Origin of the sequence: Halomicrobium sp. HM KBTZ05 (assembly GCF_041530035.1) — an archaeon.
Classification (GTDB): Archaea; Halobacteriota; Halobacteria; order Halobacteriales; family Haloarculaceae; genus Halomicrobium.
The window spans coordinates 569,589-584,088 of sequence record NZ_CP168057.1; the positions used below are offsets into that span (position 1 = coordinate 569,589).

Here is a 14,500-nt window from a genome sequence, read left to right on the forward strand (position 1 = left end):
TTTATTGCTCAACTATGGCAGAACAGACGAAACCATTCGATTCAAAGCTCCAGGCAGCGGCGCTGCTACTGCCGACGGTCGTCGTGCTCGTCGCGTTCCTGTACTACCCGTCACTGGAGACGTTTCGGCTGAGCCTGTACGAGTCGGCGTTCCTCGGACAGGATCTCAGGTGGACGGGCATCAACAACTTCGTGGAACTGGCCACGTCGTCGACCTACCGGAACAGCTTCGTGGTCTCTGTCCTGTTCGCGGGCGTCGTCGTGATCGGGACGCTGGTGTTGTCGCTGTTGATCAGCTACATGCTGTTCGACGTCGACCTCGGCTCGTCGTCGTACCTCGTCGCGGCGATCTGGCCGTACGCGCTCCCGCCCGCAGTGGCGGCGATCCTGCTGAACTTCCTGCTCCACCCGAACCTCGGGATCTTCACCCACTACCTCGAACTGTTGACTCCCTGGACGCTGGACTGGTTCAACAGCGGGCCACAGGCCTTCGCCGTGCTGGCGATCGTCGCCATCTGGAAGCAGTTGGGGTACAACATCATCTTCATGGTCGCCGCGCTCAACAACATCCCGGAGACGCTGACCGAGAGCGCTCAGCTCGACGGGGTCGGCCGGCTCAAGATGCTGTACAAGGTGTACGTGCCGCTGATCTCGCCGACGCTGATCTTCCTCGTCGTGATGAACACGATCTACTCGTTCTTCTCGACGTTCCCGCTGGTCGATCTGATGACCAGCGGTGGCCCGAGCGGGGCGACGAATCTGCTGATCTTCAAGCTGTACCGTGACGCGTTCGAGTTCAGTAACTACGGGCTGGCGTCTGCCGAGTCCGTTATCCTGTTCGTCCTCGTGGCGATCCTGATGTACATCCAGCTCAGGGCCACCGAGGGCCACGCACAGTACGGAGCGTGACTACGATGGCAACTACAACGGAAACAGACTCAACGCCCGTCGACGAATCACGGACGATCAGCCAGCGACTGCCCGACAACCTGGCGATGCACGTCGGGATCATCCTCTCGATCGTCGCGATGGCGGCCCCGCTCTTGCTCGCGATCATCATGAGCACGCAGACGACCTCCGAGGTGTACGAGGTGACGAACCTCGGCCTGGGGAGTCAGGGGCTGTCGAACTACCAGACGGTCCTCTCGGAGTACCAGTTCACCACGTACCTGCTCAACTCGTTCGTGATGAGCATCATCATCGTCGTCGGCAAGGTCGGTATCTCGCTGCTGGCGGCGCTGGCGCTGGTCTACTACGAACTCCCCTACGAGCGTGCGGTGTTCATGTTCATCCTCCTGACGCTGCTGTTGCCGGTGCCGGTCCGTATCGTCCCGCTGTTCCAGTTGATGGCGGACCTGGGGTGGACGAACACGATGCTCGCACTGACGGGACCGTACATCGCCAGCGCGACCGCCGTGTTCCTGTTCCGCCAGCACTTCATGTCGATCCCGAGTTCGCTGGTCGAGACGGCCCGGATGACCGGGATCGGACCGGCCAAATTCCTGTTCAAGGTCCTGATCCCGATGTCGAAGGGGATGATCGCTGGCGTCTGTGTCATCACCTACATCTACTCGTGGAACCAGTTCCTCTGGCCGCTCGTCGCGGTCAACGACAAGAGTTCGCAGGTGGTTCAGGTCGGGATCAGCTACCTCCAGGGTTCGGCACAGGCCGGACTGACGCCCTGGGGCCTGATCATGGCAGGTGCCTGTATCGCCCTGCTGCCGCCGCTGGTCGTCTTGATCGTGCTTCACCGACCGCTCCTGCAGACGTTCGCTGTCCAACGGAAGTGATTACTATGGCAAGGATACAACTCACAGATCTCGAGAAACAGTACGACGACGTACTCGCAGTCAAGGGTATCGATCTGGAAGCACAGGACGGGGAGTTCCTCGTCCTGGTCGGTCCGTCGGGGTGTGGCAAGTCGACGACGCTGCGGATGATCGCGGGGCTCGAAGACATCACGGCCGGGACCCTGCGGATCGACGACGAGGTCGTCAACGACGTACCGCCGAAAGACCGGGACATCGCGATGATGTTCCAGAACTACGCGCTGTACCCCCACATGACCGCCGCCGAGAACATGAAGTTCGGCATGAAGTCGGTCAGCGACTTCTCCACCGAGGAGATCGACCAGCGCGTCGAGGAGGCCGCCGAGACACTCGACATCGCCGACCTCCTCGAGCGCAAGCCAAAGGAGCTCTCCGGTGGGGAGCGCCAGCGCGTCGCCATCGGCCGCGCGATCGTCCGCGAGCCGGAGGTGTTCCTGCTCGACGAGCCCCTCTCGAATCTCGACGCCAAGCTCCGGGTCCAGATGCGCGCCGAACTGCTCAGGCTCCACGAGGAACTCGACTCCTCGACGGTCTACGTCACCCACGACCAGACCGAGGCGATGACGCTCGGCGACCGCGTCGCCGTCCTCGACGCGGGCGAACTACAGCAGGTCGCGCCACCCCAGGAGCTGTACGACTTCCCGGCCAACCGGTTCGTCGCGGAGTTCATCGGCGAGCCGGCGATGAACGTGTTCTCCGTGGACGTCCACGAGCGCAACGGACACTACGTCGCCGACCACGCCGGCTTCACCATCCCGCTCCCCGACGGCGAGGGCCTCGACGCCGCGAGCGACTCCTCGGTGTCGATGGGCGTTCGACCGGAGGACATCTCGCTGGCCTCGAACCTGCCCGACGACGCGGAGACGTTCACGGTCGAGACCACGGTCAGGGAACCGCTCGGCGAGTTGTTGTTGCTGCACTGCCAGCTCGGCGACGACGAGATCCACGTCAAAGTCGAGCCACGCAGCGAGATCCAGCCGGGCGAGACGATCGAGGTCGGATTCGATCCGGATCGTCTCCACCTCTTCGACGCCCGGTCGGGCGACGCGCTGTATCACTCGACGGCTCCCGAAGCGACGAAGTCCGAAGCGGTGGTCACGGAGTAACACGATGTGGCAACCATTCGCGAACGGTGTCGCGTGTGCGGACGCGCCGGCAGCCTCTCTCACCGCAGCCTGGCACGACGGCGCGAGTCCGACTCGCCCGCTCTCGCTCCCGATGGGACGGCGCGGACTCGTCCAGTCGGGCCTCGGAGGTCTCGCCACGTTCCTCGCGGGCTGTACCGGGGGCTCGGGTCCCGGAACCGAGACGGGTTCGAGCACTCGGGAGGACGACGTTCGGCTCATCGGTCACCGCGGCTGTGCCGACCAGTACCCAGAGAACACGATCCTCGCCGTCGAGCAGTCCGCGCCACACGTCGACATGATCGAGTTCGACGTACAGCGGTGTGGCTCCGGGGAACTCGTCGTGTTCCACGACGACGAACTCGACCGGCTGACCGACGCGACGGGATCGGTCGCGACGACCGACTGGGCGAAGCTGCGCGAGCTCACGATCCTCGACTCCGAGGAGACTATCCCGCGACTCTCGGCGTTCCTGTCGGCGGTCCCGTCGGACACGGCAGTCAACATCGAGCTCAAGCACGACGGCATGGCCGAGGAGGTCGTTGCCGCCGCCGACGAGTGCGACAACGAGGTTCTCTTCTCGTCGTTCTCGCCGGACGCGCTCCGGGAGATTCGCGAGCGCGACGACGACGCGGCACTCGCCTTCCTCGTCAGTGACGCGCCGGAACGGAGCCTCTCTTTCGCCGACGAGATGGACTGCGTGGCAGTCAACCCCGGCGTCGACCTCGCTCTCGACACCGACTTCGTCGAGCGGGCACACGCCGAGGGGTTCGAGGTGAACACGTGGACCGTCGACGACTCGGAGACCGCCAGACGACTCGTCGACGCGGGCGTCGACGGACTGTTCGTCGATCGGTGGGACCTCCTGACGGAGTGATCGAGACGGTCGGCTGAACGGCCACGACGACGCCCCGGCCCGAGTCGCGAACCTCGTACGATCGCTCACCGTCCGAACCACGACCGCGAACCGTCTGCCGTCCCTGTTCTACAACGCCCTGCACCGTCCGAAACCGGCGTCGAGTCGTCGAGCGCTGTTCGGGAAGATCGAACAAAAACGTCGTGAGAGTCCCGTTCTGTTGACAGTTGCCCCGCCGGTTGCGTCGAGAGCCCGCGGCTGATCGATCGCGAGCCGCGCCGAGACGGTGCCCGATATCTGGGGTCTCGACGGTCGTGCTGCGGGACGCTGGAGGAAACGCTCGCTGTCTCTCCACACCGCCCTCGGCGTCACGACATCGCGGACGTTCGGCACTCCCAAACGAGATGGCGCTCGACGAGTTCTCTGCGAATCGACGGGGCTGAAACAATCCCGTATCAACGGTACTCGTGTTATTCTATTGTCGAAACACCGTGATTATTCCTGATAAACTCTGTGTGGCGTCGCTGAGACGACCGCCGGTCGCTGAGCGACGGCAAATTGTTTGCGAGAGACGAACGACCTTCGCCACCGCTCGACGGCTGGCCGGTCTGGTCCTCGATGCGGCACTATCGTACAGACGTAGGGCCGACGGTATCAGGAGAACTGCGCGTTGATCTCGATGACGTTGGCCGACCGCGTCACCAGGTTCGGGAGTTCGTCTTCGTACAGCGGTCCGCTGAAGCGACTGGCCGGCCCGGAGATGCTGATCGCGCCCATCACTTCGTCGTTCATCGTGATCGGAGCGGCGACACAGCGAAGCCCCTCGATGCGCTCTTCGCGGTCGAAGGCGTAGCCGCGCTCGCGTATCGCTTCGAGTTCGTCGAACAGCTCCGGCCGGGTGGTGATCGTCGCGTCGGTGAACGCCGGCAGTCCGTGCTCGTCGACGATCGCTTCCACCCGGCTCTCGTCCATCCGTGCGAGCATCGCCTTGCCCAGCGAGAGACAGTGGAGATGCGCCCGGTTGCCGACCGACGACGCGGTCTGGACGGCGTCTTCGCCCTCGGTCTTGTAGATGTACACCGCCTTTCCGTGCTCCTCGGTGGCGAACTGCGCGAGCTCTCCACACTCCTCTGCCAGATCGTCCAGTTCCTTGCGCACCACGTCGTAGATCTGGAGGCGGTCTTTGACCGTCTCTGCGAGGTCGAGATACTGGAGGCTCAGCCGGTACGTGCCGTCGTCGTTCACGACGTATTCGTTGTCGACGAGCGTCGCCATGTGTCCGTGGACCGTCCCTTTCGATCGGTTCACCGCGTCGGCGATCTCCGTGATCCCGGCGCTCTCGACCGACTGGAGGAACTCGATGATGTTCAGGCTCGTCTGTACCGCGTCCACCGTTCGGGACTGGTGCTCGCTGGCCATGCCCGGCCGTACAGGCTACTGATACATAGTCGTTCGGCTAGTGCGAACGGTGTGGTACGTTCGTGGTATCCGAACGGACCGTCGAGTGGCGGCGACGCTCGACGCGACACCACGGCGTTCTGTCCCACAGGGAAAAGGCTATACGGTTCTCGCCGAAATCCCGGGATACGATGGTCGCAGTCGATTACATGGCCCACCAGGAGCAGTACAGTCCGTCGGAGCTACTGGAATTCTCCGAGCTCGCTGCGGCGAACGGCTTTGACTTCGTCTGGACCTCGGACCACTTCCACCCCTGGTTTCACACGGACGCAGAGGCGGGGTTCGCGTGGTCGTGGCTCGGGGCGGCGATCGAGCGCGTCGACCTCCCGGTCGGGACGTGCGTGACGCCGGCAGGCGAACACTACCACCCAGCGCTGGTCGCCCAGGCCTTCGCCACGCTCCAGTCGATGCACGACGAGCGGGTCGTCCTCGGGCTGTCGACCGGCGAGGCGATGAACGAGAAACCGCTCGGACACGAGTGGCCCGACTACGACGTCCGGCGCAACCGCCTCGAAGAGACGCTGGAGATCGTCCACGGGCTCTGGGAGAACGACGGCTTCTACAGCTACGAGGGCGAGCACTACGAGGTCGACGACGCCCGCCTCTACACGATGCCCGACGAACGACCCGAGGTACAGATCGCGGCCAACGGTCCCAGCACGGCGTCGCTGACCGGCGAGTACGGGGACGGGTTCATCACGGTCAAGACCGGCGAGGAGTACACGGAACGGATGTACCCGGCGATCAGGCGGTACGCGACAGACGCCGGCCGAGACCCCGACCAGATCGAGACGACGCTGCTCGTGATCGCGTCCTACGACGAGGACCGCGAGCGGGCACGCGAATCGACCCGACCGTGGTGGGCGACCACACAGGACGTCTTCGACCGCGCGCTGGCGAACCCGAAGGCGATCGAGCGCGAGGGGGAGAAGGCCACGCGCGAACAGGTCGAGGCGAAGTTCCTCATCGCCGACGACCCGGCCGAGATCGCCGGCCAGCTCGAAGCGTACGCGGAGATGGGCTTCGACCGGATCGCGCTCGGCAACACCAGTCCGGAGCCGGAACGGTTCTTCGAGGTGATGGGCGACGAGGTCATCCCGTCGCTGTGAGCGTCATCGGGCCGGCCGCTTTGAGGTACGTTTAATAATTGGGGTTCCGTCGGTACGCACGAGATGTCTCGAATGAACGGTGGCGAGATTATCGCCACGTATCTGGAGAAGGAGGGCGTCGAGTACCTCGTCGGGATTCCCGGCCACGGGAGCACGAACCTGCTCGACGCCTTCAACGACTCCGACGTATCGGTCGTCCAACCGCGTCACGAGCAAGGTGCCGCTCACCTCGCAGACGGGTACGCCCGCGTGACCGGCGAGCCACTGGCCGTCTTCACCTCGATCGGCCCCGGCGCGACCAACACGGTCACCGGCGTCGCGACGGCCTACGTCGACTCGATCCCGATGGTCGTCTTCACCGGCGCGCCACAGACCCACGAGTACGGCCAGGGGATCCTCCAGGAGATCGAACGCCAGAAGCCCGGCGACTTCCCGAGCGTCATGGAGCCGGTCACGAAACAGAGCTTCGAGGTCAGCTCCGTCGAGCAGCTCCCACGCGTGCTCCGGCGGGCCTTCCAGATCGCCCGCTCCGGCCGTCCGGGTCCGGTTCACGTCGACGTGCCGATGGACGTACAGGGCGCTGCCGCCGACGTGACGCTGCCCGAACCCACCCAGCACCGGCCTCACAGCCGGCCCGGCGGCGATCCGGAGACGGTCTCGGAGGCCGCGACGCTGCTGGCCGAGGCCGATCGGCCGGTGATCGTTCCCGGCGGCGGGACGATGCTCGCGGAGGCCTGGGACGAGGTGCAAGCGCTGGCCGAACACCTCCAGGCACCCGTCGTCCCGACGTTCCAGGCCAAGGGGATCATCCCCGAGGACCACGACCTGTTCGTCGGCTACGCGGGGTGGATCGGCTCGACGGCCGGGAACGAACTCGCGTCCAACGCCGACACGATCCTCGCCGTCGGCTGTCGCTTCACCGATATGCACACCTCGTCGTTCGAGGCGGGCGTCAGCTTCGAGATCCCGCCGAGCAAGCTGATCCACGTCGACATCGACCCCCAGGAGATCGGGAAGAACTACCCCATCGAGGTCGGCATCCAGGGCGACGCGAAGGTGGTCACTCGCCAGCTCACCGAGCAACTGCGCGAGCGGATGGAGCCGGTCTCGACCGACGACAACGACTACTACGCGGAGATCCAGGAGCTGTGGGACGAGTGGGCGGCGATGGTCCGGGAACGCTGGGACGACGACAGCGTCCCGATGAGCATCTCCCGCGTGCTGGCGTCGCTGCGCGAGGTGTTGCCCAGAGACGGCGTCGTCGTCTCCAGTGCCGGCCAGCCCCAGGAGACGGTCAACCCCGAGTTCCCGGTGTACGAGCCCCGGACGAACGTCTCCTGTGGCGGCTTCTCGACGATGGGCTTTGGCGTCTCGGCGGCGATCGGTGCCAAACTCGGCAAGCCCGGCAGCCCCGTCGTCGACATCGAGGGCGACGGGAGCTTCCTGATGTGTAACCAGGAGGTGGCCGCGGCCGTCGAACACGGCGTCGACGTGACCTACCTGGTCCTCAACAACCGCGGCTGGAAGTCGATCCGGAACCTCCAGGTCGACAAGTACGGCTGGGACCGCGTCCTCAACACGGAGTTCGACGAGGACGCCGGGGTCGACTACATGGCGATGGCCGACTCGTTCAACCTCGACTACGCCGAGCGCGTCGTCAAGCCCGAGAACCTCGACGCCGCCCTCGAAGACGCGGTCGCCCACGACGGGCCCGCGATGGTCGAGGCGGTCGTCGAGCCCGACAACCCCGACTCCGGCGCGATCGTCACCGGCGAGTGGGATCTCGCGGACCTCCAGGAGTAAGCCTCGGCCGCGCGCTGCCGGCGGTCCCGGCTGTCGTAACATCTATGTGGTCTCGTCCTGACTCCATCAACGCATGACACGCAAGCACGAGCAGCCCCCAGCAGCGACTGCGATCCCCGACGCCGTCCGGAACTACGTCGGCGGCGAGTGGGCGTCCGGGTCGGCGGACGGCCAGCCGGTCGTCGATCCGGCCACCGGAGAGTCCCTCGCCGACGTACCGTTTTCCAGCGCCGACGACGTCGACGACGCAGTCCAGACGGCCAACGACGCCTTCGAGGAGTGGCGGCGAACGCCACCCGTCGAGCGGGTCCAGTACCTCTTCGACCTGAAACACGAACTGGAAGCGCGGGAAGCACAGATCGCGCACGCGCTCTCTCGGGAGCACGGCAAGACCGTCGCGGAGGCCCGCGGGGAGATCCGCCGCGGGATCGAGAACGTCGAAGTCGCCACCGGCATCCCGAACATGCTCCGCGAGGCCAGCGGGACCGTCGAAGACGTCGCCCCTGGGATGGACGAGACGGCCGTCCGCCAGCCACTGGGGACCTTCGCCGCCGTCACGCCGTTCAACTTCCCGTCGATGATCCCGCTGTGGTTCCTCCCCTACGCGGTCGCGACGGGGAACACCTTCGTCCTCAAGCCCAGCGAGAAGGTGCCCCTCACCGCACAGCTCATCTTCGAGGCGATCGAAGCCGTCGAGTTCCCCGACGGCGTCGTCAATCTCGTCAACGGCGGCGTCGAGACGGTCGACGCGCTGCTGGAACACGACGGCATCGAGGGCGTCTCGTTCGTCGGTTCGACGCCGGTCGCTCGACACGTCTACGAGACCGCCGCCCAGCACGGCAAGCGCGTCCAGGCCCAGGGCGGCGCGAAGAACTTCGCGGTCGTCACGCCGTCGGCCGAACTCGACCAGTCGGTGCCAAACATCGTCGGCTCGGGCTACGCCAACGCCGGGCAGCGCTGCCTGGCCAACGACGTGGTCGTCGCCGTCGGTGACGTGTACGACGAACTGCGTGGCGCTCTCGTCGACGCGGTCGAGGACCTGACCGTCGGACGTGGCCTCGAGGAAGACACCGACGTCGGCCCGCTCATCACCGGCGCGTCTCGCGAACGGGTCACGGAACTGATCGCCGAGGCCGTCGAGGAGGGCGCGGAGGTCGTCGTCGACGGACGCGGCTTCGAACACCCCGACTATCCCGACGGCAACTTCCTGGGGCCGACGCTGTTGGCGGGCGTCACGGCCGACATGGAGATCGCCCAGACCGAGATCTTCGGCCCAGTGCTGTGTCTCGCCGCACAGCCGTCACTCGACGACGCCATCGAGATGGTCGACGGTACGGAGTACGGCAACGCCTCCTCGATCTTCACCGAGGACGGCAGCGAGGCACGCCAGTACCGATACGAGGTCGACGCCGGCAACATCGGCGTCAACGTCGGCGTCTGCGCGCCGATGGGATTCTTCCACTTCGGTGGCACCAAGGAGTCGTTCTTCGGTGACCTCCACGCGCAGGGCGAGGACGCCGTCGCCTTCTACACGGACAAGACGATCGAGATCGAGCGCTGGTACAGCTAGTCCGACGCTGTCCGCCTCGAACGCCGACCGAGCGCGCCGATCGTCAGTCCTGCTCGGCGGGGGTCGTCTCCTCGAAAGCGGCGTCGTACCGGTCGATGGCTTCGTCGACGCCGTCCATCAGCAGTGCGACGTCTTTCCCGGCGATGAGGAAGTCGTGGCCCTGCTGTACCCGTGTGTCGATGTCGTCGAGGTCGGTGACCAGCGTCCCGACCGGAACGTCCGCGTCGTTCCCGGCCTCGATGACCGACGCCATGGCGGTCGTGAGCGACTGGGAGTCCCACTCCGCGAACTTCCCCAGCGCACCCGAGAGGTCCGCGGGGCCGACGAACAGGGCGTCGACGCCGTCGACGGCGGCGATCTCGGCGGCGTTTTCCAGTCCCGCCTCGGTCTCGATCTGTGCGATCGTGAGGATCGTCCCGTTGGCGTTCGCGACGTACTCCTCGAAGTTCCGGCCGTACTCTGTTGCCCGGCTGCTCGCGATTCCCCTGATGCCGTCAGGCGGGTACCGCACTGCACGGACGAGTTCGCGGGCTTCTTCGGCCGTCCCGACCATCGGGACCATGACGCCAGCGACGCCGATATCGACCACGCGCTTCAGTCGGACGGGATCGTTCCACGGGACCCGGACGACCGTCTCCGTCTCGCCGTCGGCGGCGTCGACGCTCCGCGCGATGCTCTCGACGGTCTCTAACCCCATCGTCGTGTGCTCCATGTCGACGAGGAGGAAGTCGATATCGAGCTGTGCTACCGCCTCTGCGATCGTGGGATGGCCGACGGAGATCCACGTCCCGAGGGGCGACTCTCCGGCCTCGATTGCGTCTTTGACGTGTGTCATTTGTGGGGATGACACAGCGACTCCTGGGCACTCGCCGGTCGCTGTGCCGTATGTCTTCGTCTCCTCTCTGGGACGCCAGTGCAAATAAATCACGGGGTCGCGGACACGGTCGTGTTTAGTTAGCAGATTTTGGGTAGCAACGGTCGCATTCGCTTCACCAAACACGACCGCGGACATCGGCCACCCCGTCTATCGGAAGTTATAACACCGACTGTCCGAATACGGCGTATATGCGATTCGGTATCATCGGGTGTGGCACGATCGCGCAGATCATGCACATCCCGTACGTGACGGAACTGCCCGACCTGGAGCTGTACGCGCTTGCCGATCCCGCTACCGAGCGGGTCACGACGCTGGGCGAGCGGTACAACGTCCCCCACCGGTACGAGTCGGCGGACGAGATGATCGCCGAACGCGGCGAAGAACTCGACGCCGTGATCGTGTTGACGCCGCCGAGCCAGCACGCCGACGTGGTCGAGACGACGCTGGGCGCGGAGATCGACACGCTCGTCGAGAAACCGCTCTCGGTCTCCGTCGCGGACGCCGATCGGATGGTCTCGGCGGCCGAGGCGGCCGACGCGACCGCGATGGTCGCCTACAACAAGCGCTACGCGCCCGCCGTCGAGGCCGCTCGCGAGGAGATCGCGGCACTCGATCGGGTCGACAAGATCACCGCCTACGACGTGGACCCGAACCACGGACGCAACATCGACGAGGTGTACGACCTCGTCGACGGAGCGGTCCCCGAGTCGGTCATCGAGACGACCCGCGAGAAGCAACTCGCCGACAGCAAGCAGGTGATCGACAGCGACGACGACGAACTGGCTGACGACTACCACTGGCACCTCGAACACATCTGTCACGACGTGAACCTCCTTCGGGGGCTGTTCGGCGGCGTCGAGTCGATCGACCACGTCGACCTGTACGCCGACGGACGGTACGCGACTGCGAACCTCGTCTACGAGGGCGGCCGGCGGTGTACGCTCGACTCCGGGCTCTCGGACCGCAAGTGGTTCGAGGAGTTCGTCCGCGTCGACTCGCCGACGGGGATGATCGAACTGTCCTTCGACGACCCCTTTATCCGGAATTCGCCGCCGTCGGTACGGGTCAAGCGCGGCACCGACGAGATCGCCGACGAGACCCGAACGCCCTCCTACGAGGAGAGCTTCAAGCGAGAGGTCGAGCACTTCGTCGCCTGTATCCGCGGCGATGCCGAGGTCCGGACCCCCTTCGAAGAGGGACGGGCCGACGTGCGCCTGATCGCCGATCTGTTCCGACAGACCCAGGGAGCGCCGCTGCTGGGCGATTACTGACGCGAGCCGGACCGAAACCACTAAGCGAAACCACACGTCGATACACGACAACACATGTACGAAGACTTCGCATCGACGCTCGCAGCGACTATGTGGGCCGACTTCGACGAACAGCCCCGCCGGGCGGACGGTCCGCCGGGCGAGATCACCGACGTACAGACGGTGGTCGTCGACGGCAACTTCCCGTGGACGATCGTCACCGTCGAGACCAGCGAGGGGGTCACCGGGATCGGGGAGTGTTACCCGTCGCCGGGCGTCCACGAGGTCATCACCGACTACCTCCGGCCGGTGCTGGTCGGCGAGAACCCGACCGACGTCGAGCGACTGTACAACCTCATGCGCGAGAGTCTCTCCGGACGCGGCTCACAGCAGGGGATCGGAACGATCGCGATCAGCGGCGTCGAGATCGCGCTGTGGGACGCTGCGGGGAAACTCCTCGATCAGCCGATCTACCAGCTTCTGGGCGGCAAGCTGCGCGAATCGGTCGCCGTCTACGCGGACTGTCACGCTGGCGAGGCGATGGTCGAATCCGCCAAGGAAGGACAGGAGAGTTCGACGTACGACCCGCAAGCGTACGCGCAGGCGGCCCGGGGGGCCGTCGACGACGGGTTCGACATCGTGAAGTTCGACCTCGACGTGCCCTCGGGCCGGGAGATCGACACGCTCTCGCGGCACTTCGACCCGCCGGAGATCGAACACAAGCGCCGCGTCGTCGAGGCCGTCACCGACGAGATCGGCCACGACGCCGAGGTCGCGGTCGACCTCCACTGGAACTTCAGCCCCGAGACGGCAGAGCGACTCTGCCGTGCGATCGAACCGTACGACCTGGCCTGGATCGAGGACCCGCTCCCGCCCGAGAACACGGACGCGATGCGGGAACTGAAACGCCGGGTCGACGTGACGCTGTTGACCGGCGAGAACCGCTACGGCCGCCACGGCTTCCGCGACCTGGTCGCCGAGCAGGCCGTCGACTTCCTCGCCCCGGACGTTCCGAAGACCGGCGGCATCGCCGAGACCAAGAAGATCGCCGAGCTGGCCGAGACCTACTACCAGGCGCTCGTCCCCCACAACATCGGCAGCCCCGTCGCGACGGCGGCGACGGTCCACGTCGGTGCGACGGTCCCCAACTTCGTGGCCCTGGAGTACCACGCTCGCGAGGTCTCGTGGTGGGACGACCTGCTCGTCCGCGACGAGCCGTTCATCAGCGACGGCCGCATTCAGGTGCCCGACGGACCGGGCCTCGGCGTCGAACTCGACTGGGACGCCGTCGAGGACCACCGCAAGCACTGATCGGCGCTATCGCCCGTCGACAGACAGCTCGTTCCAGCGGTCGATGTTCTCCTTGGCGTGGACGAGTCGCTTTTCGGTCTGGTTCTCGATCTCGATCGTGTAGTGGCCCTCGTACCCCGCCGCGTCGAGGGCGTCCGCGAGCGCCCCGAACTCCAGGACGCCGTCGCCGAGGTCCGTGAACGACCGGAAGTAGTTGATCACGTTGTCCAGGTGGAAGTCCCCGTCGGTGAGCGCGTCCCGGTTGTCGGCGAACCCCTGACCGGGAGCCACGTCCTTGAGGTGGACGTACGCGATGTCGTCACCGAACCGCTCGACGGCGTCGGTCACGTCGCCCTCGGGAAAGTGGTCGCCGTACGGGTAGTAGTGTGCCGTATCGAAGAGCAGTTCCAGCCCCTCGACGGCGTCGAGGTAGTGACGGATCTCCGACGGCCGTTCGACCGCCGTCGCGCCGTGGTGGTGGACGACCGGACGCAGGCCGGCGTCCAGCGCCGCGTCGCTGACCCGACTCAACCACGTCTCGACCGTCGCTTCGTCGTATCGCCCTCGCTGTGGCGGGAGCAAGCCGAGGAACTCGGCACCGAGATCGGCGATCGTCGGCACGTCCTCGACGATCCGCTCGACCGCCTCATCGCTCTCGATCCACTCGCTCATCACGCAGTACAGCTCGACGTCCGCGTCGGCGAGCCACCGCTTCAGCGTCGCGGTGTCGTTGTCCCGGACCTTCCCGAGGCCGATCTCGATCCCGTCGTACCGACAGGCACCGATGTCGCTGATCGCGGTCTCGACGTCTGTCGGGTCGTACATCATCGCCGTGTATCCGGTACCCATGTGTCGGGCTATCACGACTCGCCGAAAAATAGCTTCCGACTGATACTGCTGGCTGTCACTGTTTCGAGACCTCGCGACCACGAGGTCGCGATATGCTTCACAGACGTACAGCCGACAGTATGAGACGACGGTCTGTCGCTCTCGCTGTTGTTCGGAGGCGGCGAACGACTTTAACGCGCTGCTGGCCGTCTACACCGGATTCCGGACTCGTAGCTCCGTACTGCGGGCGTTCGCGCTGTTCCCCTCACGATAGCAGTGTTCGTGAAAGACGAACAATATGGGCGTCCCCTCCTCTCTGGCGGCGCGGCCCACTGACCGGGTGCGTAACGATCGTATTGTTGTTATTGAAGCGCCGTCGACGAGTGGTCCGCTACCGCGTTCTCCGAACGGGTCGTCGGTCCCGCTCCTCGGCTGGAAGCGCGCTTCAGGCGTCGGTTCGCGGAACCTCTGGCAATCTCTTCCGTTCGGCCTGGCCGAACGGTATCG

The 14,500-nt window shown here is 65.5% G+C and carries 12 protein-coding genes; 9 read left to right on the forward strand and 3 right to left on the reverse strand.

Going from position 1 to position 14,500, the window contains the following annotated elements; genetic code table 11:
• The first annotated feature begins 14 nt into the window (after positions 1-14).
• The 4 genes from ACAH01_RS03020 to ACAH01_RS03035 are packed head-to-tail and all read left to right on the forward strand — an operon-like array spanning position 15 to position 3,829.
• Positions 15-908: a carbohydrate ABC transporter permease gene (locus ACAH01_RS03020; RefSeq protein WP_372480189.1), complete on the forward strand. Its 894-nt coding sequence runs from the start codon at positions 15-17 to the stop codon at positions 906-908.
• Between the two features lie 5 nt (positions 909-913).
• Entirely contained in the window at positions 914-1,789 is an 876-nt protein-coding gene (locus ACAH01_RS03025; protein ID WP_170092613.1) for a carbohydrate ABC transporter permease, read from the forward strand.
• Positions 1,790-1,794: 5 nt separating this feature from the next.
• Positions 1,795-2,934 (forward strand): ABC transporter ATP-binding protein, encoded by a 1,140-nt coding sequence (locus ACAH01_RS03030; protein WP_372480190.1) that lies wholly within the window; start codon positions 1,795-1,797, stop codon positions 2,932-2,934.
• 4 nt (positions 2,935-2,938) lie between these two features.
• Complete coding sequence (locus ACAH01_RS03035) at positions 2,939-3,829, forward strand: glycerophosphodiester phosphodiesterase (protein WP_372480191.1); 891 nt, start codon at positions 2,939-2,941, stop codon at positions 3,827-3,829.
• A gap of 633 nt (positions 3,830-4,462) precedes the next feature.
• Here the strand turns inward: ACAH01_RS03035 and ACAH01_RS03040 are convergent.
• Entirely contained in the window at positions 4,463-5,227 is a 765-nt protein-coding gene (locus ACAH01_RS03040; RefSeq protein ID WP_170092611.1) for an IclR family transcriptional regulator, read from the reverse strand.
• 170 nt (positions 5,228-5,397) lie between these two features.
• Between ACAH01_RS03040 and ACAH01_RS03045 the strand changes: the two genes are divergently transcribed.
• The 3 genes from ACAH01_RS03045 to ACAH01_RS03055 all read left to right on the forward strand — a co-directional run bounded on the left by ACAH01_RS03045 (position 5,398) and on the right by ACAH01_RS03055 (position 9,748).
• Positions 5,398-6,375, forward strand: coding sequence for a TIGR03557 family F420-dependent LLM class oxidoreductase (locus ACAH01_RS03045; protein ID WP_372480192.1), 978 nt, complete (start codon positions 5,398-5,400; stop codon positions 6,373-6,375).
• 63 nt (positions 6,376-6,438) lie between these two features.
• Positions 6,439-8,178, forward strand: coding sequence for a thiamine pyrophosphate-binding protein (locus ACAH01_RS03050; RefSeq protein WP_372480193.1), 1,740 nt, complete (start codon positions 6,439-6,441; stop codon positions 8,176-8,178).
• A gap of 73 nt (positions 8,179-8,251) precedes the next feature.
• The gene (locus ACAH01_RS03055; protein ID WP_372480194.1) at positions 8,252-9,748 is read left to right on the forward strand and encodes a CoA-acylating methylmalonate-semialdehyde dehydrogenase; all 1,497 of its coding nucleotides are present in this window, start codon (positions 8,252-8,254) and stop codon (positions 9,746-9,748) included.
• Positions 9,749-9,791: 43 nt separating this feature from the next.
• Here ACAH01_RS03055 and ACAH01_RS03060 read toward each other — a convergent pair whose 3' ends face one another.
• A complete protein-coding gene (locus tag ACAH01_RS03060; protein WP_372480787.1) occupies positions 9,792-10,583 on the reverse strand; it encodes an HpcH/HpaI aldolase/citrate lyase family protein in 792 nt (263 codons plus the stop codon).
• A 230-nt stretch (positions 10,584-10,813) separates the two neighbouring features.
• Between ACAH01_RS03060 and ACAH01_RS03065 the strand changes: the two genes are divergently transcribed.
• Positions 10,814-11,896, forward strand: coding sequence for a Gfo/Idh/MocA family protein (locus ACAH01_RS03065; RefSeq protein WP_372480195.1), 1,083 nt, complete (start codon positions 10,814-10,816; stop codon positions 11,894-11,896).
• 54 nt (positions 11,897-11,950) lie between these two features.
• Entirely contained in the window at positions 11,951-13,186 is a 1,236-nt protein-coding gene (locus tag ACAH01_RS03070; RefSeq protein ID WP_372480196.1) for a mandelate racemase/muconate lactonizing enzyme family protein, read from the forward strand.
• A gap of 6 nt (positions 13,187-13,192) precedes the next feature.
• Here ACAH01_RS03070 and ACAH01_RS03075 read toward each other — a convergent pair whose 3' ends face one another.
• Positions 13,193-14,014, reverse strand: a complete 822-nt coding sequence (locus ACAH01_RS03075) for a sugar phosphate isomerase/epimerase family protein (RefSeq protein ID WP_372480197.1) — start codon at positions 14,012-14,014, stop codon at positions 13,193-13,195.
• Positions 14,015-14,500: the final 486 nt, after the last annotated feature.

Excerpts from the sequence above, each read along its gene's own strand:
- ACAH01_RS03020 (WP_372480189.1), top strand. The coding sequence starts at position 15 with ATGGCAGAACAGACGAAACCATTCGATTCAAAGCTCCAGGCAGCGGCG.
- ACAH01_RS03060 (WP_372480787.1), bottom strand. The coding sequence starts at position 10,583 with ATGACACACGTCAAAGACGCAATCGAGGCCGGAGAGTCGCCCCTCGGG.
- ACAH01_RS03025 (WP_170092613.1), top strand. The coding sequence starts at position 914 with ATGGCAACTACAACGGAAACAGACTCAACGCCCGTCGACGAATCACGG.
- ACAH01_RS03065 (WP_372480195.1), top strand. The coding sequence starts at position 10,814 with ATGCGATTCGGTATCATCGGGTGTGGCACGATCGCGCAGATCATGCAC.
- ACAH01_RS03070 (WP_372480196.1), top strand. The coding sequence starts at position 11,951 with ATGTACGAAGACTTCGCATCGACGCTCGCAGCGACTATGTGGGCCGAC.
- ACAH01_RS03030 (WP_372480190.1), top strand. The coding sequence starts at position 1,795 with ATGGCAAGGATACAACTCACAGATCTCGAGAAACAGTACGACGACGTA.
- ACAH01_RS03075 (WP_372480197.1), bottom strand. The coding sequence starts at position 14,014 with ATGGGTACCGGATACACGGCGATGATGTACGACCCGACAGACGTCGAG.
- ACAH01_RS03045 (WP_372480192.1), top strand. The coding sequence starts at position 5,398 with ATGGTCGCAGTCGATTACATGGCCCACCAGGAGCAGTACAGTCCGTCG.
- ACAH01_RS03050 (WP_372480193.1), top strand. The coding sequence starts at position 6,439 with ATGTCTCGAATGAACGGTGGCGAGATTATCGCCACGTATCTGGAGAAG.
- ACAH01_RS03035 (WP_372480191.1), top strand. The coding sequence starts at position 2,939 with ATGTGGCAACCATTCGCGAACGGTGTCGCGTGTGCGGACGCGCCGGCA.
- ACAH01_RS03040 (WP_170092611.1), bottom strand. The coding sequence starts at position 5,227 with ATGGCCAGCGAGCACCAGTCCCGAACGGTGGACGCGGTACAGACGAGC.
- ACAH01_RS03055 (WP_372480194.1), top strand. The coding sequence starts at position 8,252 with ATGACACGCAAGCACGAGCAGCCCCCAGCAGCGACTGCGATCCCCGAC.